This is a genomic window from Streptomyces pratensis (genome assembly GCF_037137275.1).
GTDB lineage: Bacteria > Actinomycetota > Actinomycetes > Streptomycetales > Streptomycetaceae > Streptomyces > Streptomyces pratensis_B.
Genome location: NZ_JBBBEN010000088.1, coordinates 140,028 through 164,428 on the forward strand (window position 1 = coordinate 140,028; position 24,401 = coordinate 164,428).

General features: G+C 71.6%; 22 protein-coding genes. 21 read left to right on the forward strand and 1 reads right to left on the reverse strand.

Going from position 1 to position 24,401, the window contains the following annotated elements; all coding sequences use genetic code 11:
• Nucleotides 1–4 precede the first annotated feature (4 nt).
• The 12 genes from V9U70_RS14260 (at nt 5) to nusB (ending at nt 12,811) form a co-directional block, all read left to right on the forward strand.
• Nucleotides 5–352, forward strand: coding sequence for a DUF6167 family protein (locus V9U70_RS14260; protein WP_336675304.1), 348 nt, complete (start codon nt 5–7; stop codon nt 350–352).
• Nucleotides 352–3,021, forward strand: coding sequence for an alanine--tRNA ligase (gene alaS, locus V9U70_RS14265; RefSeq protein ID WP_336675305.1), 2,670 nt, complete (start codon nt 352–354; stop codon nt 3,019–3,021). Before V9U70_RS14260 ends, alaS begins: the two co-directional genes overlap by 1 nt.
• Before the next feature lie 8 nt (nt 3,022–3,029).
• Nucleotides 3,030–3,503 carry a Holliday junction resolvase RuvX gene (gene ruvX / locus V9U70_RS14270; protein ID WP_336675449.1) on the forward strand — a complete coding sequence of 158 codons (474 nt, stop codon included), beginning with the start codon at nt 3,030–3,032 and terminating at the stop codon, nt 3,501–3,503.
• Between the two features lie 101 nt (nt 3,504–3,604).
• Entirely contained in the window at nt 3,605–5,371 is a 1,767-nt protein-coding gene (gene mltG / locus V9U70_RS14275; protein ID WP_336675306.1) for an endolytic transglycosylase MltG, read from the forward strand.
• The gene (locus tag V9U70_RS14280) at nt 5,368–6,195 is read left to right on the forward strand and encodes a shikimate dehydrogenase (protein WP_336675308.1); all 828 of its coding nucleotides are present in this window, start codon (nt 5,368–5,370) and stop codon (nt 6,193–6,195) included. The genes mltG and V9U70_RS14280 overlap by 4 nt, the downstream gene beginning before the upstream one ends.
• Before the next feature lie 143 nt (nt 6,196–6,338).
• Nucleotides 6,339–7,523 (forward strand): chorismate synthase, encoded by a 1,185-nt coding sequence (gene aroC / locus V9U70_RS14285; RefSeq protein WP_336675309.1) that lies wholly within the window; start codon nt 6,339–6,341, stop codon nt 7,521–7,523.
• Nucleotides 7,520–9,157 (forward strand): 3-dehydroquinate synthase, encoded by a 1,638-nt coding sequence (aroB, locus tag V9U70_RS14290; protein WP_336675311.1) that lies wholly within the window; start codon nt 7,520–7,522, stop codon nt 9,155–9,157. The genes aroC and aroB overlap by 4 nt, the downstream gene beginning before the upstream one ends.
• Nucleotides 9,154–9,594 (forward strand): type II 3-dehydroquinate dehydratase, encoded by a 441-nt coding sequence (gene aroQ, locus V9U70_RS14295; RefSeq protein WP_336675312.1) that lies wholly within the window; start codon nt 9,154–9,156, stop codon nt 9,592–9,594. Before aroB ends, aroQ begins: the two co-directional genes overlap by 4 nt.
• 131 nt (nt 9,595–9,725) lie before the next feature.
• The gene (locus V9U70_RS14300) at nt 9,726–10,559 is read left to right on the forward strand and encodes a Pro-rich N-terminal domain-containing protein (RefSeq protein ID WP_336675313.1); all 834 of its coding nucleotides are present in this window, start codon (nt 9,726–9,728) and stop codon (nt 10,557–10,559) included.
• 94 nt (nt 10,560–10,653) lie between these two features.
• On the forward strand, nt 10,654–11,760 hold the full coding sequence (locus tag V9U70_RS14305) for a M24 family metallopeptidase (protein WP_336675314.1): 1,107 nt from the start codon (nt 10,654–10,656) through the stop codon (nt 11,758–11,760).
• 50 nt (nt 11,761–11,810) lie between these two features.
• The gene (gene efp, locus V9U70_RS14310; protein ID WP_336675315.1) at nt 11,811–12,377 is read left to right on the forward strand and encodes an elongation factor P; all 567 of its coding nucleotides are present in this window, start codon (nt 11,811–11,813) and stop codon (nt 12,375–12,377) included.
• 2 nt (nt 12,378–12,379) lie between these two features.
• Nucleotides 12,380–12,811 (forward strand): transcription antitermination factor NusB, encoded by a 432-nt coding sequence (gene nusB, locus V9U70_RS14315; protein WP_164610107.1) that lies wholly within the window; start codon nt 12,380–12,382, stop codon nt 12,809–12,811.
• A 221-nt stretch (nt 12,812–13,032) separates the two neighbouring features.
• Here the strand turns inward: nusB and bldD are convergent, their stop codons facing one another.
• Nucleotides 13,033–13,533, reverse strand: coding sequence for a transcriptional regulator BldD (gene bldD / locus V9U70_RS14320; protein ID WP_336675318.1), 501 nt, complete (start codon nt 13,531–13,533; stop codon nt 13,033–13,035).
• A 221-nt stretch (nt 13,534–13,754) separates the two neighbouring features.
• Between bldD and pyrR the strand changes: the two genes are divergently transcribed.
• The 9 genes from pyrR (at nt 13,755) to V9U70_RS14365 (ending at nt 24,380) form a co-directional block, all read left to right on the forward strand.
• Nucleotides 13,755–14,339: a bifunctional pyr operon transcriptional regulator/uracil phosphoribosyltransferase PyrR gene (pyrR, locus tag V9U70_RS14325; protein ID WP_336675319.1), complete on the forward strand. Its 585-nt coding sequence runs from the start codon at nt 13,755–13,757 to the stop codon at nt 14,337–14,339.
• A 103-nt stretch (nt 14,340–14,442) separates the two neighbouring features.
• Nucleotides 14,443–15,429: an aspartate carbamoyltransferase catalytic subunit gene (locus V9U70_RS14330; RefSeq protein WP_336675320.1), complete on the forward strand. Its 987-nt coding sequence runs from the start codon at nt 14,443–14,445 to the stop codon at nt 15,427–15,429.
• Between the two features lie 2 nt (nt 15,430–15,431).
• A complete protein-coding gene (locus V9U70_RS14335; protein WP_336675322.1) occupies nt 15,432–16,718 on the forward strand; it encodes a dihydroorotase in 1,287 nt (428 codons plus the stop codon).
• Nucleotides 16,715–17,323 carry a PH-like domain-containing protein gene (locus tag V9U70_RS14340; protein WP_336675324.1) on the forward strand — a complete coding sequence of 203 codons (609 nt, stop codon included), beginning with the start codon at nt 16,715–16,717 and terminating at the stop codon, nt 17,321–17,323. Before V9U70_RS14335 ends, V9U70_RS14340 begins: the two co-directional genes overlap by 4 nt.
• Complete coding sequence (gene carA, locus V9U70_RS14345) at nt 17,320–18,459, forward strand: glutamine-hydrolyzing carbamoyl-phosphate synthase small subunit (RefSeq protein WP_336675326.1); 1,140 nt, start codon at nt 17,320–17,322, stop codon at nt 18,457–18,459. The genes V9U70_RS14340 and carA overlap by 4 nt, the downstream gene beginning before the upstream one ends.
• Nucleotides 18,452–21,760: a carbamoyl-phosphate synthase large subunit gene (gene carB / locus V9U70_RS14350; protein WP_336675328.1), complete on the forward strand. Its 3,309-nt coding sequence runs from the start codon at nt 18,452–18,454 to the stop codon at nt 21,758–21,760. The genes carA and carB overlap by 8 nt, the downstream gene beginning before the upstream one ends.
• Before the next feature lie 103 nt (nt 21,761–21,863).
• Complete coding sequence (locus tag V9U70_RS14355; protein WP_336675330.1) at nt 21,864–22,976, forward strand: quinone-dependent dihydroorotate dehydrogenase; 1,113 nt, start codon at nt 21,864–21,866, stop codon at nt 22,974–22,976.
• Nucleotides 22,973–23,812 carry an orotidine-5'-phosphate decarboxylase gene (pyrF, locus tag V9U70_RS14360; protein ID WP_336675331.1) on the forward strand — a complete coding sequence of 280 codons (840 nt, stop codon included), beginning with the start codon at nt 22,973–22,975 and terminating at the stop codon, nt 23,810–23,812. The genes V9U70_RS14355 and pyrF overlap by 4 nt, the downstream gene beginning before the upstream one ends.
• A 244-nt stretch (nt 23,813–24,056) precedes the next feature.
• Nucleotides 24,057–24,380 (forward strand): integration host factor, encoded by a 324-nt coding sequence (locus V9U70_RS14365; RefSeq protein WP_005319887.1) that lies wholly within the window; start codon nt 24,057–24,059, stop codon nt 24,378–24,380.
• The last annotated feature ends 21 nt before the right edge of the window (nt 24,381–24,401 follow it).

Genomic DNA, 24,401 nt, shown 5'->3' on the forward strand with positions numbered 1-24,401 from the left:
AGCGATGTTCCGCCGCACGTTCTGGTTCACCGCCGGCGCAGCCGCCGGTGTCTGGGCCACTGCCAAGGTCAACCGCAAGCTCAAGCGGCTGACGCCCGAGAGTCTCGCCGCGCAGGCCGCGGACAAGGCGATCGAGACCGGCCACAAGCTCAAGGACTTCGCCCTCGACGTCCGTGAGGGCATGGTCCGGCGTGAAGCCGAACTGGGCGGCGCCCTGGGCCTGGAGGCGCCGGTCGACCCCGAACTCCCCGTACGGCGGCACTTCGCCGTCGAAGCGGCCGAGCCCGCCCCGGGCAGCCACTCGTACCGCACGCTCCCCTACAACCCGAACAACCGGAATGAGGACCACTGATGGAGTCGGCTGAAATCCGCCGCCGCTGGCTGAGCTTCTTCGAGGAGCGCGGCCACACCGTCGTTCCTTCGGCGTCGCTCATCGCGGACGACCCGACTCTGCTGCTGGTTCCCGCGGGCATGGTCCCCTTCAAGCCGTACTTCCTCGGCGAGGTCAAGCCGCCCGCCCCGCGCGTCACCAGCGTGCAGAAGTGCGTCCGCACGCCGGACATCGAAGAGGTCGGCAAGACCACCCGGCACGGCACGTTCTTCCAGATGTGCGGCAACTTCTCCTTCGGGGACTACTTCAAGGAAGGGGCCATCCAGTACGCCTGGGAGGCCCTGACCAGCTCCGTCGCCGACGGCGGGTTCGGTCTCGACCCCGAGCGCCTGTGGATCACCGTCTACCTCGACGACGACGAGGCCGAGCGGATCTGGCGCGAGAGGATCGGCGTCCCGGCCGAGCGCATCCAGCGCCTGGGCAAGAAGGACAACTTCTGGTCCATGGGCGTCCCCGGCCCCTGCGGCCCCTGCTCCGAGATCAACTACGACCGGGGCCCCGAGTTCGGCGCCGAGGGCGGCCCCGCCGTCAACGACGAGCGCTACGTGGAGATCTGGAACCTGGTCTTCATGCAGTACGAGCGGGGCGCCGGCGACGGCAAGGAGGACTTCCCGATCCTCGGTGACCTGCCGTCGCAGAACATCGACACGGGCCTCGGCCTCGAACGCCTCGCCATGATCCTGCAGGGCGTGCAGAACATGTACGAGACCGACACCCTGCGCGTCGTCATGGACAAGGCCACCGAGCTGACGGGCGTCCGCTACGGAGCCGAACAGGGCAGCGACGTCTCGCTGCGCGTCGTCGCCGACCACATCCGCACCTCGGTGATGCTCATCGGCGACGGCGTCACCCCCGGCAACGAGGGCCGCGGGTACGTGCTGCGCCGCATCATGCGCCGCGCCATCCGCAACATGCGTCTGATGGGCGCCACCGGCTCGGTCGTCAAGGACCTCGTCGGCGTCGTGATCGACACGATGGGCCTCCAGTACCCGGAGCTGATCACCGACCGGGGGCGCGTCGAGACCGTCGCGCTCGCGGAGGAGGCCGCCTTCCTCAAGGCCCTCAAGGGCGGCACCAACATCCTGGAGACCGCGGTCACCGAGACCAAGGCCGCCGGAGGCAAGGTCCTCGCCGGCGACAAGGCGTTCCTGCTCCACGACACCTGGGGCTTCCCGATCGACCTGACCCTGGAGATGGCCGCCGAGCAGGGGCTGGCCGTGGACGAGGACGGCTTCCGCCGTCTGATGCAGGAGCAGCGCGACAAGGCCAAGGCCGACGCCCGCGCCAAGAAGACCGGCCACGCCGACCTGTCCGCCTACCGGGAGGTCGCCGACACCTCCGGCGCCACCGCGTTCACCGGTTACACCAGCACCGCCGGAGAGTCCACCATCGTCGGGCTCCTGGTCGACGGCGTGCCCTCGCCCGCCGCCACCGAGGGCGACGAGATCGAGGTGGTCCTCGACCGGACCCCCTTCTACGCCGAAGGCGGCGGCCAGCTCGCCGACACCGGCCGCATCCGGCTCGACACCGGCGCGGTGATCGAGGTCCGCGACGTGCAGAAGCCCGTCCCCGGCGTCCACGTGCACAAGGGCGTCGTCCAGGTGGGCGAGGTGACGGTCGGGGCCCCCGTCTTCGCCTCCATCGACGCCACCCGCCGCCGCGCCATCGCCCGCGCCCACAGCGCCACGCACCTCACGCACCAGGCGCTGCGCGACGCGCTCGGACCTACGGCCGCCCAGGCCGGATCGGAGAACTCGCCCGGTCGCTTCCGCTTCGACTTCGGCTCGCCCGCCGCCGTCCCCGGCACGGTCCTCACCGACGTCGAGCAGCGGATCAACGAGGTCCTCTCGCGCGATCTCGACGTCCAGGCCGAGGTCATGTCCATCGACGACGCCAAGAAGCAGGGCGCCATCGCCGAGTTCGGCGAGAAGTACGGCGAGCGGGTCCGCGTCGTCACCATCGGCGACTTCTCCAAGGAGCTGTGCGGCGGCACCCACGTCCACAACACCGCCCAGCTGGGCCTGGTCAAGCTGCTCGGCGAGTCCTCCATCGGCTCCGGCGTACGCCGCATCGAAGCCTTGGTCGGCGTGGACGCGTACAACTTCCTCGCCAAGGAGCACACGGTCCTGGCCCAGCTCCAGGAGCTGGTCAAGGGCCGCTCCGAGGAACTGCCCGAGAAGATCGCGGGCATGCTCGGCAAGCTGAAGGACGCCGAGAAGGAGATCGAAAAGTTCCGTGCGGAGAAGGTCCTGCGGGCCGCCGCCGGACTCGTCGACTCCGCCCAGGACGTCCGGGGCGTCGCCCTGGTCACCGGTCAGGTCCCGGACGGCACGTCCGCGGACGACCTGCGCAAGCTGGTCCTGGACGTGCGAGGGCGCATCCAGGGCGGCCGTCCGGCCGTCGTGGCGCTGTTCACCACGGTCAACGGCCGGCCCCTCACCGTCATCGCCACCAACGAGGCCGCCCGCGAGCGCGGTCTCAAGGCCGGTGACCTCGTCCGCACCGCCGCGAAGACCCTCGGCGGAGGCGGCGGCGGCAAGCCCGACGTCGCCCAGGGCGGCGGCACGGACGCTGCCGCGATCGGCGACGCCGTGGCCGCGGTCGAACGCCTCGTCACCGAGACGGCGTGAGCGGCGCGATGACGCCTATGCGCCGCGGCCGACGGCTGGCCGTCGACGTCGGGGACGCCCGGATCGGGGTCGCCTCGTGCGACCCCGACGGCATCCTGGCCACGCCGGTGGAGACCGTGCCGGGACGCGACGTCCCGGCCGCCCACCGGCGGCTCCGCCGGCTCGTCGAGGAGTACGAACCGATCGAGGTCGTCCTCGGCCTGCCGCGCTCGCTCGGCGGCGGAGAGGGCCCCGCGGCCGCCAAGGTCCGGGAGTTCGCCCAGGTCTTCGCCCGGTCGATCGCCCCCGTTCCGGTGCGGCTCGTGGACGAGAGGATGACCACGGTGACGGCCACTCAGGGCTTGCGCGCCTCGGGCGTGAAGTCCAGGAAGGGCCGGTCTGTCATCGACCAGGCTGCCGCTGTGGTGATCCTTCAGAACGCTCTGGAGTCCGAACGGGCGTCAGGCAACCCCCCCGGCGAGGGCGTCGAAGTGGTGGCCTGATCGCGATACGGTAACGTTCCGCGCGATGCGGCGGTGGGTCGAACAGACACCGCACAGCGAAGCGAAGAGACGGAACCTCGTCTCGCGGCTCTAGGGGATCGATGACTGAGTATGGCCGGGGCCCCGGCTCCGAACCGTGGCACCCCGAAGACCCCTTGTACGGGGACCAGGGGTGGGGCGGCCAGCAGGCCGCCCACGGCCAGAGCCAGTACGGCGACCAGCAGCAGTCCTATCCGCAGGACCCGTACGCCCAGCAGCACTACCAGCAGCACCCGGACCAGCAGGACCATCAGCAGTACGAGCAGCAGTACGACCAGCACCAGCAGTACGCCCAGCAGCAGCACCAGCAGTACGGCACGCCCCGGCAGGACCCGTACGGCCAGCAGCCCCCCGCCCAGCCGCCGCCGCAGTACGACGGCGGCTGGGACACCGGCGGGCAGACCGCCGTGCCGTACGGGACCGAGCCCCCGGGCCCGTATCCGGAGCCGCCCGCCGGGTACGCGGAAGCGCCCGACTACTACGGCACCGCGGACTCCTACCCGCCGCCCCGGCCGCCGGGCCGCCGCGAAACCGAACCCGAACGCGAACCCGAGCAGCGGCGGCAGCAGCCGTCGACGGACTGGGACCCGGACGAGCCGCAGGAGGAGAAGCATCCCTTCTTCACCGGTGCGGACGAGCCCGCCGACCGGGAGCCGCGCGACGACGACGAGCCGGAAGAGGACGCATCGCGCGCCTCGCGCCAGGGCCGCCGCGGCGGCGACCGCCGAGGCGGCAAGGGCAAGAAGAAGAGCCGCAACGGATATGCCTGCCTGGTGGTCTCCGTCGTCCTGCTCGGCGGCCTGGGAGGCGTGACGTACGTCGGCTACTCCTTCTGGAACAACCAGTTCGGGGCCCCCGCCGACTACGCGGGTGAGGGGACCGGGCCCCAGGTCGAGGTCGAGATCCCCGAGGGAGCGTTCGGCTACGACATCGCGAACATCCTGCGCAAGAAGGGCGTCATCAAGTCCTCGGAAGCCTTCGTCTCGGCGCAGAACGGCAACCCCAAGGGCAAGTCGATCCAGGCGGGCGTCTATCTGCTGAACCAGGAGATGTCGGCGGCCAACGCGCTGGAGCTGATGCTCGACTCCAAGAGCCAGAACCTCCTCGTGATCCCCGAGGGAACCCGCAACGCCACGATCTACGCGAAGATCGACGAGCGGATCGGCGTGGAGAAGGGCACCACGGCGAAGATCGCCAAGACCAAGGCGAAGTCCTTCGGCCTGCCCGACTGGGCCGACGACGACCCGGACGTCAAGGACCCGCTGGAGGGCTTCCTGTATCCGGCGGCCTACCCGGTCGCCAAGGGTTCCAAGCCGGAGGACGCGCTCAAGCGCATGGTGGTGCGGGCGAACAAGGAGTACGACAAGCTCGACCTGGAGGCCAGTGCGGCCAAGCTCGGCCTGGAGAACCCGTGGGAGCTCATCACGGTCGCGAGCCTCGTGCAGGTCGAGGGCAAGTACAAGCACGACTTCGACAAGGTCGCGCGGGTCGTCTACAACCGCCTCAAGCCGGGCAACACCCAGACGGTGGGCCGGCTGGAGTTCGACTCGACGGTCAACTACCTCAAGGGCGAGAGCACCCTGGACATCGGCTCCGTCGACGACCTCCGCAAGATCGACGACCCCTACAACACGTACCGGATCATCGGCATCCCCCCGGGCCCGATCAGCAACCCGGGCGCTGAGGCACTGCACTCGGCGATGAACCCCACCCCGGGCCCCTGGTACTACTTCGTCTCGATCAACGAGGACAAGACGGTCTTCGCGGAGACCAACGACGAGCACGAGAAGAACCGGCGGAAGTACCAAGAGGAGCAGGCGAACCAGTGAGCGTCCTCCACCGGGCCGCCGTCCTCGGCTCGCCCATCGCCCATTCGCTCTCCCCGGTGCTGCACCGCGCGGCCTACGCCGAACTTGGCCTCGACGACTGGTCCTACGACCGCTTCGAGGTCGACGAGGCGGCGCTGCCCGGCTTCGTCGAGAAGCTGGACGCCACCTGGGCCGGGCTGTCCCTGACCATGCCGCTCAAGCGGGCGGTCATCCCGCTGCTGGACGACATCAGCGCGACGGCCGCCTCCGTCGAGGCCGTCAACACCGTCGTGTTCACCGAGGACGGCCGACGGGTCGGCGACAACACGGACATCCCCGGAATGGTCGCCGCCCTGCGTGAACGCGGGGTCGACCGGGTCGAGTCCGCCGCGGTCCTCGGAGCCGGCGCCACCGCCTCCTCCGCCCTCGCGGCGCTCGCCGTGGTCTGCGCCGGACCGGTCACCGCCTACGTGCGCAGCCCGGAGCGGGGCGACGAGATGCGGGGCTGGGGCGAGCGGCTCGGCGTCGACGTCCTGGTCGCCGACTGGGCGCGGGCCGAGCAGGCGCTCGGCGCCCCGCTCGTCATCGCCACCACCCCGGCGGGCAGCACCGACACGCTGGCCGGAGCGGTGCCCGGTGCCCCGGGCATCCTCTTCGACGTGCTCTACGAGCCGTGGCCCACCCCCCTCGCCGCCGCCTGGTCGGTGCGCGGCGGAGCGGTGGTCGGCGGCCTCGACCTCCTCGTGCACCAGGCCCTGTTGCAGGTGGAGCAGATGACCGGCCGGACCCTGGCCCCGCTGGCCGCCATGCGCAGGGCCGGGGAGAGCGCGCTCGCGGCCCGCTGAGGAGCGTGGCGGGCGACCGTCGGCGTCCGTCAGTTGGACCGGCGGCCGGGCCGCGCCGCCGGGCGTGGGAGGATCGGGGCGGCGGGCCAGGGCCGCGCACCCGGTCGCGCCGTCGGATTCCAGGCGCGAGCATAGGAGACCAGTTGAGCAGGTTGCGCTGGCTGACCGCGGGCGAGTCGCACGGCCCCGCACTGGTGGCGACGCTGGAGGGGCTTCCCGCCGGCGTCCCGGTGACCACGGAGATGGTGGCGGAGGCCCTCGCCCGGCGACGGCTCGGCTACGGCCGGGGCGCCCGCATGAAGTTCGAGCAGGACGAGGTGACCTTCCTCGGCGGCGTACGGCACGGCCTCACCATGGGGTCCCCCGTCGCCGTGATGGTCGGCAACACCGAGTGGCCCAAGTGGGAGCAGGTCATGTCGGCCGACCCGGTCGACCCCGAAGAGCTGGCCCAACTGGCCCGCAACGCGCCCTTGACCCGGCCCCGCCCCGGCCACGCCGATCTCGCGGGGATGCAGAAGTACGGCTTCGAGGAGGCCCGGCCGGTCCTGGAGCGCGCCAGCGCCCGGGAGACCGCCGCACGCGTCGCGCTGGGGGCCGTCGCCCGCTCCTACCTCAAGGAGACCGCGGGCATCGAGATCGTCAGCCATGTCGTCGAACTGGCAGCCGCCAAGGCGCCGTACGGCGTCTACCCCGTCCCCGCCGACGTGGACAAGCTGGACGCCGACCCGGTGCGCTGCCTGGACGCCGACGCCTCCAAGGCGATGGTGGCCGAGATCGACCAGGCCCACAAGGACGGCGACACCCTCGGCGGAGTCGTCGAGGTGCTGGCGTACGGCGTGCCCGTCGGGCTGGGCTCGCACGTCCACTGGGACCGGCGTCTGGACGCCCGGCTCGCCGCCGCGCTGATGGGCATCCAGGCGATCAAGGGCGTCGAGGTCGGCGACGGCTTCGACCTGGCCCGGGTCCCCGGCTCGAAGGCGCACGACGAGATCGTCGCCACCGACGAGGGCATCCGGCGCTCCTCTGGCCGGTCCGGCGGCACCGAGGGCGGCCTCACCACCGGTGAGCTGCTGCGCGTCCGCGCCGCGATGAAGCCCATCGCGACCGTGCCGCGCGCCCTGGCCACCGTGGACGTCGTCACCGGCGAGGCTGCCAAGGCCCACCACCAGCGCTCCGACGTCTGCGCCGTTCCGGCCGCGGGCATCGTCGCGGAGGCGATGGTCGCCCTGGTCCTGGCCGACGCGGTCGCGGAGAAGTTCGGCGGCGACAGCGTCCCCGAGACCCACCGCAACGTCCAGTCGTACCTCGACCACCTCCAGATCCGATGAGCGGCCCCCTGGTCGTCCTCGTCGGCCCGATGGGCGTCGGCAAGTCCACCGTCGGCGAGCTGCTCGCCGACCGGCTGGGCACTGCCTACCGGGACACCGACGCGGACGTCGTCGCGGAGGCGGGCAAGCCCATCTCGGAGATCTTCTACGACGAGGGCGAGGAGCACTTCCGCGCCCTGGAACGCCGGGCCGTCGAGGCGGCGATCGCCGGGCACGCGGGAGTCCTCTCCCTCGGCGGCGGCGCCGTCCTGGACGGGGCGACCAGGGAGCTGCTGGCGGGCCGACCGGTGGTCTACCTCTCCATGGACGTGGACGAGGCCGTCCGCCGGGTCGGGCTGAACGCCGCCCGCCCGCTGCTCGCGGTCAACCCGCGCCGGCAGTGGCGCGAGCTGATGGACGCACGCCGCCACCTCTACGAAGAGGTGGCCCGTACGGTCGTCGCCACCGACGACCGGACCCCGGAAGAGGTCGCCCAGGCGATCATCGACGCACTCGAACTGCCGGTGGGCGGCTCAGCCCCCGGCGTGGAGAACACAGGAATGACGCAGCAGGGCACCACCCGCATCCAGGTCGCCGGGTCGGCGGGCTCGGAACCGTACGAGGTCCTCGTCGGCCACCGGCTGCTGGGCGAACTGCCCCGGCTGATCGGCGAGCGCGCCCGGCGCGTCGCCGTGCTGCACCCCGAGGCCCTCGCGGAGACCGGTGAGGCGGTCCGCCAGGACCTCGCCGACCAGGGATACGAGGCCATCGCGATCCAGCTGCCCAACGCCGAGGAGGCCAAGACCGTCGAGGTCGCCGCCTACTGCTGGAAAGCGCTCGGACAGACCGGCTTCACCCGCACCGACGTCATCGTCGGCGTCGGCGGCGGGGCCACCACGGACGTCGCCGGCTTCGTCGCGGCCAGCTGGCTGCGCGGCGTGCGGTGGATCGCGGTGCCCACCACCGTGCTCGGCATGGTCGACGCGGCCGTCGGCGGCAAGACCGGCATCAACACCGCGGAGGGCAAGAACCTCGTCGGCGCCTTCCACCCCCCGGCCGGGGTCCTCTGCGACCTCGCCGCGCTCGAATCGCTGCCGGTCAACGACTACGTCTCCGGAATGGCGGAGATCATCAAGGCCGGTTTCATCGCCGACCCGGTCATCCTCGACCTGATCGAGGCCGACCCCGAGGGCGCCCGCTCGCCGGCCGGACCGCACACCGCCGAGTTGATCGAGCGGTCCATCCGGGTCAAGGCCGAGGTCGTCTCCAGCGACCTCAAGGAGTCCGGGCTCCGCGAGATCCTCAACTACGGCCACACCCTGGGCCACGCGATCGAGAAGAACGAGCGCTACACGTGGCGCCACGGCGCGGCCGTCTCCATCGGCATGGTCTTCGCCGCCGAGCTGGGCCGGCTCGCCGGACGCCTGGACGACGCCACCGCCGACCGGCACCGCAGCGTCCTCGCCTCCGTCGGCCTGCCGCTGGCCTACCGCGGAGACCAGTGGCCGAGGCTTCTGGAGAACATGAAGGTCGACAAGAAGTCGCGCGGCGACCTGCTGCGCTTCATCGTCCTGGACGGCCTCGGCAAGCCCACCGTCCTGGAGGCCCCCGACCCTGCCGTGCTGCTCGCCGCCTACGGGGAGGTCTCCGCGTGACCCGCAGGGTCCTCGTCCTGAACGGGCCCAACCTCGGCCGGCTCGGCTCCCGGGAGCCCGACGTCTACGGGGCCACCTCCTACGCCGGGCTCGTCGAGTCCTGCACGGTCCTCGGCAAGGAGCTCGGCTTCGACGTCGAGGTGCGCGAGACCAACGACGAGGGTGAGCTGATCCGCTGGCTCCACGAGGCTGCGGACGGCTCCCTCCCGGTCGTCATCAACCCGGGCGCCTTCACGCACTACTCCTACGGCATGCGGGACGCGGCCGCCCAGCGCACCGCCCCGCTGATCGAGGTGCACATCTCCAACCCCTACGCCCGCGAGGAGTTCCGGCACACCTCCGTGGTCGCCGCGGTGGCCACCGGCACGGTGGCCGGGTTCGGCATCGGCTCCTACCGGCTCGCCCTGCGCGCCCTGGCCGACGAACTGACGGGCTGACACCGGCAGGGCCGCCCCTCGCGCGGCGGGCACTTCGTACCCTCCCGGGCCGTTCACCCCGAGACGGCCCGGGAAGGTACGGTAGCCCTCCCAACAGCGCCAGTTGCAGTGACGAGACGGAGTGGCACCGGATGCAGCACGCAGTGGGGGCTCCGCTGCCGCCGCCCCACGGACCCGGGAACGGGCCCGTCGGCCGGCCGTACCAGGCCCAGCACCCCGGCCACCCCGGGCCGCCCCCGATACCCCCGCCGCCCCCGGCCACGAGCCGGGCCCCGCAGCCCGGCTGGAGCCCCCCGGCCGCACAGCACGGCGCCACGCCGCCCGCCCGGGAGAACACCGGCCACGTCCAGCTTCCGCCGGGCGGGCCCGTGCCGCTGCCCGCGCCCCCCGCAGAGCCCGGCACCGGCAGCGCGACGCTCGCCGTGCTCCTGATCGGCCCGGCGGGCGCGGGCAAGACCACCGTCGCCAGACTCTGGGCGGCCCGCCGCCGGGCGCCCACCGCCCACGTCTCCCTCGACGACGTCCGCGAGTGGGTGTGCTCCGGCTTCGCCGACCCGCAGGCCGGGTGGAACGACCACTCGGAGGCGCAGTACCGCCTGGCCCGCCGTACCTGCGGCTTCGCCGCCCGCAACTTCCTCGCCAACGGCATCTCCTGCATCCTGGACGACGCGGTCTTCCCCGACCGGCCGGTCGTCGGCCTCGGCGGCTGGAAGCGCCATGTGGGCCCCGGCCTGCTGCCCGTGGTGCTGCTGCCCGGCCTGGAGATCGTCCTGGAGCGCAACGCCGCGCGCAGCGGCAACCGCAGGCTCTCCGACGAGGAGGTGGCCCGCATCCACGGCCGGATGGCCGGCTGGTACGGCTCCGGCCTCCCGATCATCGACAACTCGACCTACGACGTCGAGACGACCGCCCGGGTCCTGGACGACGTGCTCGCCCGCTCCATCGCGAGTCCGCCGGCCTGGTAGCCGGAAGGGGCTCGCACCGCCCCGGCCGGCCGGCGGGCCCCCGGTCGGATGCGCAGACCGGGCGGGCCGCCGCCCCCGCTCGTACGCTCGGACCATGTCAGAGGTGCACGCCGTCCGACGCGGGCTGCTCCGCGACCGCTGCGCCGCCGCGGGTTCCGCGGCCGCCCTGGTCTCCCGTCCCGCCAACGTCCGCTATCTCGCGGGCGGAGCGCCTCCCGGCGCCGTGCTGTTGCTCGGCCCCGGCGAGGACGTTCTGCTCTGCCCCCGCGCCCCGGCCGGTGAGCCCGGCCACGGGCGGCCGGACGAGGCGCTCCGCATCGTCCCTCCGGTCGCCCCCGGCGTCGATCCGGTGGTCGCCGCCGCCGATCTCGCCGCCGCGTCGGGCGCCGGTTCCCTGGCCGTCGAGGAGCACGACCTCACCGTGGTCCGGCACCGCGCCATCGGCAGGACCGCCCCGCGCCTGAGGCTGGCGGACCTCGGCCGCCTCGTGGAGCAGCACCGGATCGTGAAGGACGAGGAGGAGATCGGCTGCCTGCGGATCGCCGCAGAGATCACCGACCAGGCCCTGGGCGAGCTCCTCGAATCGATCCTGGTCGGCCGCACCGAGCGGCACCTGGCGCTGGAACTGGAACGCCGCCTGGTCGACCACGGGGCGGACGGGCCCGCCTTCGCCACCTCCGTGGCCACCGGCCCCCACGCGGGCCAGGCCCGCCACCTGCCCTCGGACCGCAGGGTGGAGGAGGGAGATTTCCTCTCCGTCCGGCTGGGCGCCGACTACCACGGCTACCGTTGCCAGATCGGCCGGACCTTCGTCATCGGGACGGCTCCCGCCGAGTGGCAGATCGAGCTATACGACCTTGTCTTCGCCGCTCAGAGGGCCGGCCGGGAAGCCCTGGCCCCGGGGGCCGGCTACCGGGACGTGGACCACGCGGCCCGCCATCCGCTGGACGCCGCGGGGTACGGAGAGAGCCTCCCGCCCCGCACCGGGCACGGTGTGGGACTGGAAATCGAGGAGGACCCGCAACTGGCGCCGACGGCCATGGGTAAACTGGACGCTTGTGTGCCGGTCACCGTCGGACCGGGGGTCCACCTCCCGGGCCGGGGCGGTGTCCGGATCGATGACACGCTCGTCGTGCGCCCCGAGGCGGACGGCGGACCCGAGCTACTCACCATGACGACCAAGGAGCTGCTCGCGCTCTAGCGCGCGTCCGCGGTCGTTCCACCAGCTTCAGTCCAGGAGATTCCGCAACCGTGGCTTCCACGAACGACCTCAAGAACGGCCTGGTGCTCAAGCTCGACGGAGGCCAGCTCTGGTCCGTCGTCGAGTTCCAGCACGTCAAGCCCGGCAAGGGCCCCGCCTTCGTGCGCACCAAGCTCAAGAACGTGCTTTCCGGCAAGGTCGTCGACAAGACGTTCAACGCCGGTGTGAAGGTCGAGACGGCCACCATCGACCGCCGCGACATGCAGTTCTCGTACATGGACGGCGAGTACTTCGTCTTCATGGACATGGACACCTACGACCAGCTCATGGTCGACCGCAAGGCCGTCGGCGACGCCGCCAACTTCCTGATCGAGGGCTTCACCGCCTCCGTCGCGCAGTACGAGGGCGAGGTGCTCTACGTCGAGCTGCCCGCCGCCGTCGAGCTGACGATCCAGCACACCGACCCGGGCGTGCAGGGCGACCGTTCCACCGGCGGCACCAAGCCCGCCACCCTGGAGACCGGTTACGAGATCGGCGTGCCGCTCTTCATCTCCACCGGCGAGAAGATCAAGGTCGACACCCGCTCGGGCGACTACCTCGGCCGGGTGAACAGCTAACCGTGGCTGCCCGCAACAAGGCCCGCAAGCGTGCCTTCCAGATCCTCTTCGAGGCCGACCAGCGCGGTGAGTCCGTGCAGAGCGTGCTCGCGGACTGGGTCCGGCACTCGCGGACCGACGACCGTCAGCCGCCGGTCGGTGAATTCACGATGGAGCTCGTCGAGGGGTACGCGCAGTACGCGGACCGGATCGACGACCTCATCGTCACCTACGCCGTGGACTGGGAGATCGACCGCATGCCGGTCGTCGACCGGAGCATCCTGCGGCTCGGTGCGTACGAGCTGATCTGGATGGACGAGACCCCGGACGCCGTGGTCATCGACGAGGCCGTCCAGCTCGCCAAGGAGTTCTCCACCGACGACTCCCCGTCCTTCGTCAACGGCATGCTGGCCCGTTTCAAGGACCTCAAGCCGAACCTCCGCCGGGAGCAGTAGCCCGGGCGCGACGGTCGGGCCGCGCACACGCCACGAAGGGCCCACGGTCACCTGACCGTGGGCCCTTCGGCGTGCTGTGAGCGGGGGACGGGCCGCAGGGCGGCCGATCGGGGGGAGAGACGCGGACGCCGGGCCGGCGGGACCCGAAGACCCCGCCGCCCCGGCGACGTGTTCCGCTGCGGCGGGGGCCGGCTCAGGGCCGGGGTCCGACCGCCGCGGACTCAGCCCTCGTCGTGGGAGACGGCGCGGCGCGCGTCCGCGTCCAGCACACCCCAGTTGATGAGCTGCTCCGTGAGCACGGACGGCGACTGGTCGTAGATCACGGCCAGGGTGCGCAGGTCGTCCTGGCGGATCGAGAGCACCTTGCCGTTGTAGTCGCCCCGCTGGCTCTGGATCGTCGCCGCGTAACGCTGCAGGGGGCCGGCCTTCTCCGGCGGGACGTGGGCGAGGCGCTCCAGGTCCAGGACGAGCTTCGGCGGCGGCTCCGCCGCCCCGCCCGGAGTCGTGCCGGGCAGCAGCTCCTGCACGGGGACCCCGTAGAAGTCCGCCAGCTCGGCGAGGCGCTGCACGGTCACGGCGCGGTCACCGCGCTCGTACGAACCGACCACGACCGCCTTCCAGCGACCCTGCGACTTCTCCTCCACGCCGTGGAGGGAGAGGCCCTGCTGGGTGCGGATGGCACGGAGTTTGGCCCCGAGCTGTTTTGCGTATTCGCTGGACATATGGCTCCCCGGACGCTGGAACAGTGTGCGGCTCCGCCGCGTGGCTGGTAACTCACTGTGAGGTTACGCAGCGTTACTTGGCTGCGTCAAGCCGAACGAGTCGGACCGGCGCCTCCTGGGGGCGGTACCGGGACCCGGCGCAAGCCCTGGTAACGTGGTTGACGCAATTTCGACGTCCTTTAAGGTCCGTCCCGTGAGGCGGAGAAGGAGGTCCGTTTCTTATGGACGCACAGCACGACGACACCGGCAACGCGGCACGCCCCGTTCTCGAGGCGCCCGACATCGCCCGTGTTCTGACCCGTATCGCCCACGAGATCGTCGAACGCGCCAAGGGCGCCGACGACGTGGTGCTGCTCGGCATCCCGACCCGGGGCGTCTTCCTCGCCCGTCGGCTCGCCGACAAACTCCAGGAGATCACCGGCCGGAAGATGCCGGTCGGCTCCCTCGACATCACCATGTACCGCGACGACCTGCGGCTGCGTCCGGCGCGCACGCTGGCGCGCACCGACATCCCCGGCGAGGGGATCGAGGGCAGCCTGGTCGTCCTGGTCGACGACGTGCTCTTCTCCGGCCGCACGATCCGTGCCGCACTCGACGCGCTCGGCGACATCGGCCGTCCCCGCGCGGTGCAGCTCGCCGTCCTCGTCGACCGCGGTCACCGGGAACTCCCGATCCGCGCCGACTACGTCGGCAAGAACCTCCCCACGTCGCTGCGGGAGACGGTCAAGGTCCAGCTCGACGAGGAGGACGGCCGCGACGCCGTGCTGCTCGGCGTCCAGCAGGCCGCCCCGGCGGACCCGCAGTAGCCCGCACCCTCCCGTACGTCCCGCGCACCCCGTGGCGGGCCGTACGGCGGCTCCTGCGCGCCCGCATGCCTGAAACCCCCTCCAGCACCCCGGAGAACCCCAGATGAAGCGTCACCTCATCTCGGCCGCCGACCTCACCCGCGACGACGCCGTCCTGATCCTCGACACCGCCGAGGAGATGGCCCGGGTCGCGGACCGGCCGATCAAGAAGCTCCCGACCCTGCGCGGCCGGACCGTCGTCAACCTCTTCTTCGAGGACTCGACCCGGACCCGCATCTCCTTCGAGGCGGCGGCCAAGCGGCTGTCCGCCGACGTCATCAACTTCTCCGCCAAGGGCTCCTCCGTCTCCAAGGGGGAGTCCCTGAAGGACACCGCGCTCACCCTGGAGGCGATGGGCGCCGACGCCGTCGTCATCCGGCACGGCGCCTCCGGCGCCCCCTACCGGCTCGCGACCTCCGGCTGGATCGACGGGGCCGTGGTCAACGCCGGGGACGGCACCCACGAGCACCCCACCCAGGCCCTCCTGGACGCCTTCACCCTGCGGCGCCGGCTCGTCGGCGCCGACCAGGGCCTCGGCCGTGACCTGGAGGGGCGCCGCGTCACGATCGTCGGCGACATCCTGCACAGCCGCGTCGCCCGCTCCAACGTCCATCTGCTGACTGCCCTAGGGGCGCACGTCACCCTGGTGGCGCCACCCACGCTCGTCCCCGTGGGCGTCGAGAAGTGGCCCTGCGACGTCAACTACAGCCTCGACGAGGTGCTGGCCGCCTCCGACGCGGTGATGATGCTGCGTGTGCAGCGAGAGCGGATGAACGCCGCGTACTTCCCGACCGAGCGCGAGTACTCCCGCCGCTACGGCCTGGGCGGCGAGCGGATGGCGAAGATGCCCGAACACGCGATCGTCATGCACCCGGGCCCGATGGTCCGGGGCATGGAGATCACCGCCGAGGTCGCCGACTCCGACCGCTGCACGGTCGTGGAACAGGTCACCAACGGCGTCTCCGTCCGCATGGCCGTGCTCTACCTGCTGCTCGGCGGCTCCGACACCGCGCTGTCCGCCGCCCCCGCCCGTACCGAGGAGAACAAGTGACCATGAGCAAGATCCTTATCCGCGGTGCGCGCGTCCTCGGCGGCGACCCTCAGGACGTCCTGGTCGACGGCGGGACGATCGCCGAGGTGGGCGCCGGCGTCGAGGCCCCCGACGCCACCGTGATCGAGGCCGCCGGCCAGGTCCTGCTGCCCGGACTGGTCGACCTGCACACCCACCTGCGCGAGCCCGGCCGCGAGGACTCCGAGACCGTTCTCACCGGCACCCGCGCCGCCGCGGCCGGCGGTTTCACCGCCGTGCACGCCATGGCCAACACCTTCCCGGTGGCCGACACCGCGGGCGTCGTCGAGCAGGTCTGGCGGCTCGGCCGGGAGTCCGGCTACTGCGACGTGCAGCCCGTCGGCGCCGTCACCGTCGGCCTGGAGGGCAAACAGCTCGCCGAGCTCGGCGCGATGCACGACTCCGCCGCCGGGGTGAAGGTCTTCTCCGACGACGGCAAGTGCGTCGACGACGCGGTGATCATGCGTCGCGCCCTCGAGTACGTGAAGGCGTTCGACGGCGTCGTCGCCCAGCACGCCCAGGAGCCCCGCCTCACCGAGGGTGCGCAGATGAACGAGGGCGCCGTCTCCGCGGAACTGGGCCTCGGGGGCTGGCCCGCCGTCGCGGAGGAGTCGATCATCGCCCGCGACGTCCTCCTCGCCGCCCACGTCGGCTCCCGCGTCCACATCTGCCACCTCTCCACCGCCGGCTCCGTGGAGATCGTCCGCTGGGCCAAGTCCAAGGGCTGGAACGTCACCGCAGAGGTCACCCCGCACCACCTGCTCCTCACCGACGAGCTGGTCCGCTCCTACAACCCGGTCTACAAGGTGAACCCGCCGCTGCGCACGGAGGCCGACGTGATGGCCCTGCGCGAGGCGCTCGCCGACGGCACCATCGACTGCGTCGCCACCGACCACGCCCCCCACCCGCACGAGGACAAGGACTGCGAGTGGGCCGCGGCCGCCATGGGCATGGTGGGCCTGGAGACCGCGCTCTCGGTCGTCCAGCAGACCATGGTGGAGACCGGGCTGATCGACTGGGCGGGCGTCGCCGACCGCATGTCCTTCCGCCCCGCGGCCATCGGCCGACTCGAAGGACACGGCCGCCCCGTCTCGGCGGGTGAGCCCGCCAACCTCACGCTGGTCGATCCGGCATACCGTGGAGCAGTGGACCCCGCGGGCTTCGCGTCCCGCAGCCGCAACACCCCCTACGAGGGCCGTGAGCTGCCGGGCCGCGTCACCCACACCTTCCTGCGGGGCCGTGCCACGGTCGTCGACGGGAAGCTCGCGTGACAACTCTGACCCCCCTGTACCACCTGGCCGCCGAGCAGAAGTCGGCGGAAGTGACGGACTGGTCCGCCCGCATCAGCTGGGTGATCGGCCTCCTGGTCTTCATCGCCCTCGTCTACTGGCTGATGCGCCAGGGCTGGAAATGGCGCGGCAGCCTCCAATCCGGCCTGCCGGAACTCGCGACGACCCCCGAGGGCTTCGCCGCCGACGAGGCGCTGCTGAGGCTGGAGGGGCGCTACCACGCCTCCACCACCGCCGGGCAGTGGCTCGACCGGATCGTCGCCCACGGCCTCGGCGCCCGCAGCCGCGCCGAGCTCACGCTCACCGCCCGGGGCCTGGAGGTCGTACGCCCCGGAGCGGCCGACTTCTTCATCCCGGCCGCCGCCCTGCGCGAGGCCCGTCTCGACCAGGCGCTCGCGGGCAAGGTCCTCCCCGAGGGCGGCCTGCTGGTCATCACCTGGGCCCACGGCGAGACGCTGATCGACTCCGGCTTCCGCTCCGACCACGCGGCCGAGCACCAGGCCTGGGTCGACGCCGTCTCCCGCCTCGTCGGCGCCACCGCCGACGACGACCTCACCAGTACCTCTACGGAAGGCACCGCACGATGACGATCTCCACCCGGGGGGCCCAGGCTCCCGCCGTACTCGTCCTGGAGGACGGCCGCATCTTCCGCGGCCGTGCCTACGGGGCCCTGGGGGAGACCTTCGGCGAGGCGGTGTTCTCCACCGGCATGACCGGCTACCAGGAAACCCTCACCGACCCCTCGTACCACCGCCAGGTCGTCGTCATGACGGCCCCGCACGTCGGCAACACCGGCGTGAACGACGAGGACCCCGAGTCGCGGCGGATCTGGGTCTCCGGCTACGTCGTCCGCGACCCCGCCCGCAAGCCCTCCAACTGGCGCTCGCAGCGCTCACTGGACGAGGAACTGGAGCGCCAGGGGGTCGTCGGCATCAGCGGCGTCGACACCCGCGCCCTCACCCGCCACCTGCGCGAGCGCGGCGCGATGCGCGTCGGGATCTTCTCCGGGAACGCCGTGGAGGACGAGGGCACGCTGCTCGCCAAGGTCCGCCAGGCCCCCGAGATGAGCGGCGCCGACCTCTCCGCCGAGGTCGCCACCGGCGAGAGCTACGTCGTCCCGGCCATCGGCGACAAGAAGTTCACCGTCGCCGCGGTCGACCTCGGCATCAAGGGCATGACCCCGCACCGGATGGCCGAGCGGGGCGTCGAGGTCCACGTACTGCCCGCCACCGCCACCCTGGAGGAGGTGTACGCCGTCAACCCCGACGGCGTCTTCTTCTCCAACGGCCCCGGCGACCCGTCCACCGCCGACCACCCGGTCGCCCTCATGCGGGGCGTGCTGGAGCGGTCCACCCCGCTCTTCGGCATCTGCTTCGGCAACCAGATCCTCGGCCGCGCCCTCGGCTTCGGCACCTACAAGCTGAAGTACGGCCACCGCGGCATCAACCAGCCGGTGCAGGACCGGACCACGGGCAAGGTCGAGGTCACCGCGCACAACCACGGCTTCGCCGTCGACGCGCCGCTCGACCAGGTCTCCGAGACCGCCTTCGGGCGGGCCGAGGTCTCCCACGTCTGCCTGAACGACCAGGTCGTCGAGGGGCTCCAGCTCCTGGACCGGCCCGCCTTCAGCGTCCAGTACCACCCAGAGGCGGCCGCCGGCCCGCACGACGCCGCCTACCTCTTCGACCGCTTCGTTTCCCTGATGGAGGGCCAGCGTGCCTAAGCGCTCCGATATCCAGTCCGTCCTGGTCATCGGCTCCGGTCCGATCGTCATCGGACAGGCGGCCGAGTTCGACTACTCCGGCACCCAGGCCTGCCGCGTCCTCAAGGCCGAGGGCCTGCGCGTCATCCTGGTGAACTCCAACCCGGCGACGATCATGACCGACCCGGAGATCGCCGACGCCACCTACGTCGAGCCGATCACCCCGGAGTTCGTCGAGAAGATCATCGCCAAGGAGCGCCCCGACGCGCTCCTGCCGACCCTCGGCGGCCAGACCGCGCTGAACACCGCCATCTCCATGCACGACAACGGCGTCCTGGAGAAGTACGGCGTCGAGCTGATCGGCGCCAACGTCGAGGCCATCAACAAGGGCGAGGACCGCGACCTGTTCAAGGGCGTCGTCGAGGCCGTCAAGGCGAAGATCGGATACGGCGAGTCCGCCCGCTCCGTCATCTGCCACTCGATGGACGACGTCCTCGCGGGCGTCGACACCCTCGGCGGATACCCCGTCGTCGTCCGGCCCTCCTTCACCATGGGCGGCGCCGGCTCCGGCTTCGCCCACGACGAGGAGGAGCTGCGCCGCATCGCCGGCCAGGGCCTCACGCTCTCCCCGACCACCGAGGTGCTCCTGGAGGAGTCCATCCTCGGCTGGAAGGAGTACGAGCTGGAGCTGATGCGCGACAAGAACGACAACGTCGTGGTCGTCTGCTCCATCGAGAACTTCGACCCGATGGGCGTCCACACCGGCGACTCCATCACCGTCGCCCCGGCGATGACCCTCACCGACCGCGAGTACCAGCGGCTGCGCGACGTCGGCATCGCGATCATCCGCGAGGTCGGCGTCGACACCGGCGGCTGCAACATCCAGTTCGCCATCGACCCCGCCGACGGCCGGGTCATCGTGATCGAGATGAACCCGCGCGTCTCCCGCTCCTCTGCGCTCGCCTCCAAGGCCACCGGCTTCCCGATCGCCAAGATCGCGGCGAAGCTGGCCGTGGGCTACACGCTCGACGAGATCCCCAACGACATCACCGAGAAGACCCCGGCCTCCTTCGAGCCGACCCTCGACTACGTCGTCGTCAAGGCCCCGCGCTTCGCCTTCGAGAAGTTCCCCTCCGCCGACTCCACCCTCACCACCACGATGAAGTCGGTGGGCGAGGCCATGGCGATCGGCCGCAACTTCACCGAGGCGCTCCAGAAGGCCCTGCGCTCCCTGGAGAAGAAGGGCTCGCAGTTCACCTTCGCCGGCGAGAGCGGCGACAAGGACGCCCTGCTCGCGGAGGCGGTCCGGCCGACCGACGGCCGTATCAACACGGTCATGGGGGCCATCCGGGCCGGAGCCACTCCGGAGGAGGTCTTCGAGGCGACGAAGATCGACCCCTGGTTCGTCGACCAGCTCTTCCTGATCAAGGAGATCGCCGACGAGCTGGCCGCCGCCGACCGACTGGACGCCGACCTGATCGGCCAGGCCAAGCGGCACGGCTTCTCCGACGCCCAGATCGGGGAGATCCGGGGCCTGCGCGAGGACGTCGTGCGGGAGGTCCGGCATGCGCTGGGCATCCGCCCGGTCTACAAGACGGTCGACACCTGCGCCGCCGAGTTCGCCGCGAACACGCCGTACTTCTACTCCAGTTACGACGAGGAGAACGAGGTCGCCGGCCGTACCAGGCCCGCGGTGATCATCCTCGGCTCCGGGCCCAACCGCATCGGCCAGGGCATCGAGTTCGACTACTCCTGCGTGCACGCCTCCTTCGCGCTGAGCGACGCCGGCTACGAGACCGTCATGGTCAACTGCAACCCGGAGACCGTCTCCACCGACTACGACACCTCCGACCGGCTCTACTTCGAGCCGCTCACCCTGGAGGACGTCCTGGAGGTCGTCCACGCCGAGTCGCTGGCGGGCCCGATCGCCGGAGTCATCGTCCAGCTCGGCGGCCAGACCCCGCTGGGCCTCGCGCAGGCGCTCAAGGACAACGGCGTGCCGATCGTCGGCACGCCCCCGGAGGCGATCCACGCCGCGGAGGACCGCGGCGCCTTCGGCCGCGTCCTCGCCGAGGCCGGGCTGCCCGCGCCCAAGCACGGCACCGCCACTGCCTTCGGCGAGGCCAAGACCATCGCCGATGAGATCGGCTACCCGGTCCTGGTGCGCCCGAGCTACGTGCTCGGCGGGCGCGGCATGGAGATCGTGTACGACGAGACGCGCCTCGCCTCGTACATCGCCGAGTCCACCGAGATCAGCCCCACCCGGCCGGTCCTGGTCGACCGCTTCCTCGACGACGCCATCGAGATCGACGTGGACGCCCTCTACGACGGCGCCGAGCTTTACCTCGGCGGCGTCATGGAGCACATCGAGGAGGCCGGCATCCACTCCGGCGACTCGGCCTGCGCCCTGCCCCCGATCACGCTCGGCGGCTTCGACATCAAGCGGCTGCGCGCCTCCACCGAGGGCATCGCCAAGGGCGTCGGCGTCCGCGGACTGATCAACATCCAGTTCGCGCTCTCCGGCGACATCCTCTACGTCCTCGAAGCCAACCCGCGCGCCTCCCGCACGGTCCCCTTCACCTCGAAGGCGACCGCGGTACCGCTGGCCAAGGCCGCCGCCCGCATCTCGCTGGGGGCGACCATCGCCGAGCTGCGCGAGGAGGGCCTGCTGCCGAAGACCGGGGACGGCGGCACGCTGCCGCTGGACGCGCCGATCTCCGTCAAGGAGGCCGTGATGCCGTGGTCGCGCTTCCGCGACATCCACGGCCGGGGCGTCGACACGGTCCTCGGCCCGGAGATGCGCTCCACCGGAGAGGTCATGGGCATCGACTCGGTCTTCGGCACGGCGTACGCCAAGTCGCAGGCCGGCGCCTACGGCCCGCTGCCCACCACGGGCCGCGCGTTCATCTCGGTCGCCAACCGGGACAAGCGCTCGATGATCTTCCCGGCCCGCGAGCTGGTCGCCCATGGCTTCGAGCTGATGGCCACCTCCGGCACCGCCGAGGTCCTCAAGCGCAACGGCATCAACGCCACCGTCGTCCGCAAGCAGTCCGAGGGCCCCGGCCCGAACGGTGAGAAGACGATCGTCCAGCTCATCCACGACGGCGAGGTCGACCTCATCGTCAACACGCCTTACGGCACCGGCGGCCGGCTCGACGGCTACGAGATCCGCACGGCCGCGGTCGCCCGCTCCGTACCGTGCCTGACCACGGTCCAGGCGCTCGCCGCCGCCGTCCAGGGCATCGACGCGCTCCACCACGGCGACGTGGGCGTGCGTTCCCTCCAGGAGCACGCGGAACACCTGACCGCGGCCCGCGACTGAGCGGGCGCCCGGCAGCCCGGGAGGGGGACACCGGAAACGGTGTCCCCCTCCCGTCTGCCGCGCCCGGCGCCCTGAGCCCCTGAGCACCTGAGGACACTTCTCCATGTACACGTTCTTCTTCCGGTTGGTCTTCTCCCGGATGGACCCCGAGCGGGCCCACTACGCCGCCTTCCGCTGGCTCCGCCTCGCCGCCCGCGTCCCCGTCCTGCGGACCTTCGCCGCCGCCCTCCTCGCCCCCCGCCACAAGGAGCTGCGGACCGAGGCGCTCGGCCTGCGGATGCACGGCCCCTTCGGGCTCGCCGCCGGCTTCGACAAGAACGCGGTCGCGATCGACGGCATGGCGATGCTCGGCTTCGACCACGTCGAGATCGGCACCGTCACCGGAGAACCGCAGCCGGGCAACCCCAAGAAGCGCCTCTTCCGCCTCGTCGCGGACCGCGCGCTCATCAACCGCATGGGCTTCAACAACGAGGGCTCCGCCGCCGTCGCCGCACGCCTCGCCGCCCGAAAGCCCGTCTTCCGCACCACGGTCGGCGTCAACATCGGCAAGACCAAGGTCGTCCCGGAGGCCGAGGCCGCCGCCGACTACGTGAAGTCCACCGAGGCCCTCGCCGCCCACGCCGACTACCTGATCGTCAACGTCTCCTCGCCCAACACCCCCGGCCTGCGCAACCTCCAGGCCACCGCGTCGCTGCGCCCGCTGCTCAGCGCCGTCCGCGAGGCCGCCGACCGCACCGTCACCGCCCGACGGGTCCCCCTGCTGGTCAAGATCGCCCCGGACCTCGCGGACGAGGACGTCGACGCGGTCGCCGACCTCGCCGTCGAGCTGGGTCTAGACGGCATCATCGCGACCAACACCACCATCGCCCGCGAGGGTCTCGGCCTGAAGTCCGCCCCGGACCTGGCGGGGGAGACCGGAGGCCTCTCCGGCGCCCCCCTCAAGGAGCGCTCCCTGGAGGTCCTGAGCCGCCTGTACGCCCGGGTGGGCGACCGGATCACCCTGGTGGGCGTCGGGGGCGTCGAAAACGCCGAGGACGCCTGGCAGCGCATCCTGGCCGGCGCGACCCTCGTCCAGGGCTACAGCGCCTTCGTCTACGAGGGGCCCTTCTACGCCCGCCGCATCCACCAGGGCCTCGCCGCCCGGCTGGCCGCGTCGCCGTACGCCACCCTCGCCGAGGCCGTCGGCGCCGAGACCCGGAAGAAGGGGGCCCTGTGAAGCCCGAGCCCTTCGGCGCCCGCCTGCGCCGCTCCATGGACGCCCGCGGTCCGCTCTGCGTCGGCATCGACCCGCACGCCTCGCTGCTGACCTCCTGGGGGCTGAACGACGACATCGCGGGCCTGGAGCGCTTCACCCGCACCGTCGTCGAGGCGCTGGCCGACCGGGTCGCCGTGCTCAAGCCGCAGTCCGCGTTCTTCGAGCGCTTCGGCTCGCGCGGCCTCGCCGTTCTGGAGAAGGCCGTCGCTGAGGCGCGGGCAGCCGGCGCGCTGGTGCTGATGGACGCCAAGCGCGGCGACATCGGTTCCACCATGGCCGCCTACGCGGCGACCTACCTGGACCCGGAATCCCCGCTCTTCTCCGACGCGGTCACCGTCTCCCCGTACCTGGGCTTCGGCTCGCTGCGACCGGCTCTGGACGCGGCCGCGGCGTCCGGAGCGGGCGTCTTCGTCCTCGCCCTCACCTCCAACCCGGAAGGGGCGGAGGTCCAGCGGGCCACGGCGGCCGACGGCCGTTCGCTCGCGCAGCTCATGCTCGACCACATGGCGGCGGAGAACGCCGGAGCCGTCCCGCTCGGCTCGGTCGGCGCGGTGGTCGGCGCCACGCTCGGCGACGCGGGGGTCGACCTGGCGATCAACGGGCCGCTCCTGGCCCCCGGCATCGGCGCGCAGGGCGCGACCCCCGCGGACCTGCCGGCGGTGTTCGGCGACGCGGTGGGCAACGTGGTCCCGAGCGTGAGCCGGGGCGTGCTGAGCCATGGGCCTAACGCGTCCGGGCTGCGCGAAGCCGCGGAGCGGTTCGCCGACGAGGTCCGCCGCGCCGTCTCCGGCAACTGACCCTGGCACGTTCACAGCGTGTTGACGAATTACTGACCGGAAACCTGGTCGATATGTCGGGAAAGTCCTGGTCGGCCACAGCTGACCAGGACTTTTCGTCTGTTCTCGCTGACTACAGCGGTCCAGGCCGCTAGTCTCCGTCGAGAGCAGCCGAGCACTCCGTGCCCGGCGCTCACCGGGTGGGTGGCGTCCAGCTTCCCCGCCGGTCCGTATCCGACAGATCGACATCCGAGGTGACGTAGGCGTGGCTCTTCCGCCCCTTACCCCTGAACAGCGCGCAGCCGCGCTCGAAAAGGCCGCCGCGGCTCGCCGGGAGCGGGCCGAGGTCAAGAATCGACTCAAGCACTCCGGCGCCTCCCTCCACGAGGTCATCAAGCAGGGCCAGGAGAACGACGTCATCGGGAAGATGAAGGTCTCCGCGCTCCTGGAATCCCTGCCGGGCGTCGGCAAGGTCCGCGCCAAGCAGATCATGGAGCGTCTCGGCATCTCCGAGAGCCGCCGGGTCAGGGGACTTGGCTCCAACCAGATCGCATCCCTGGAGCGTGAGTTCGGCGGTGGCGCCGCCTGACGTTCTCAGGCACTCCTGAGA

What these genes read in the sequence shown, in the direction of transcription:
- V9U70_RS14260 (WP_336675304.1), top strand. Translation starts at nt 5, where the DNA reads ATGTTCCGCCGCACGTTCTGGTTCACCGCCGGCGCAGCCGCCGGTGTC.
- alaS (WP_336675305.1), top strand. Translation starts at nt 352, where the DNA reads ATGGAGTCGGCTGAAATCCGCCGCCGCTGGCTGAGCTTCTTCGAGGAG.
- ruvX (WP_336675449.1), top strand. Translation starts at nt 3,030, where the DNA reads ATGACGCCTATGCGCCGCGGCCGACGGCTGGCCGTCGACGTCGGGGAC.
- mltG (WP_336675306.1), top strand. Translation starts at nt 3,605, where the DNA reads ATGACTGAGTATGGCCGGGGCCCCGGCTCCGAACCGTGGCACCCCGAA.
- aroB (WP_336675311.1), top strand. Translation starts at nt 7,520, where the DNA reads ATGAGCGGCCCCCTGGTCGTCCTCGTCGGCCCGATGGGCGTCGGCAAG.
- V9U70_RS14300 (WP_336675313.1), top strand. Translation starts at nt 9,726, where the DNA reads ATGCAGCACGCAGTGGGGGCTCCGCTGCCGCCGCCCCACGGACCCGGG.
- V9U70_RS14305 (WP_336675314.1), top strand. Translation starts at nt 10,654, where the DNA reads ATGTCAGAGGTGCACGCCGTCCGACGCGGGCTGCTCCGCGACCGCTGC.
- bldD (WP_336675318.1), bottom strand. Translation starts at nt 13,533, where the DNA reads ATGTCCAGCGAATACGCAAAACAGCTCGGGGCCAAACTCCGTGCCATC.
- pyrR (WP_336675319.1), top strand. Translation starts at nt 13,755, where the DNA reads ATGGACGCACAGCACGACGACACCGGCAACGCGGCACGCCCCGTTCTC.
- V9U70_RS14330 (WP_336675320.1), top strand. Translation starts at nt 14,443, where the DNA reads ATGAAGCGTCACCTCATCTCGGCCGCCGACCTCACCCGCGACGACGCC.
- V9U70_RS14335 (WP_336675322.1), top strand. Translation starts at nt 15,432, where the DNA reads ATGAGCAAGATCCTTATCCGCGGTGCGCGCGTCCTCGGCGGCGACCCT.
- carA (WP_336675326.1), top strand. Translation starts at nt 17,320, where the DNA reads ATGACGATCTCCACCCGGGGGGCCCAGGCTCCCGCCGTACTCGTCCTG.
- V9U70_RS14355 (WP_336675330.1), top strand. Translation starts at nt 21,864, where the DNA reads ATGTACACGTTCTTCTTCCGGTTGGTCTTCTCCCGGATGGACCCCGAG.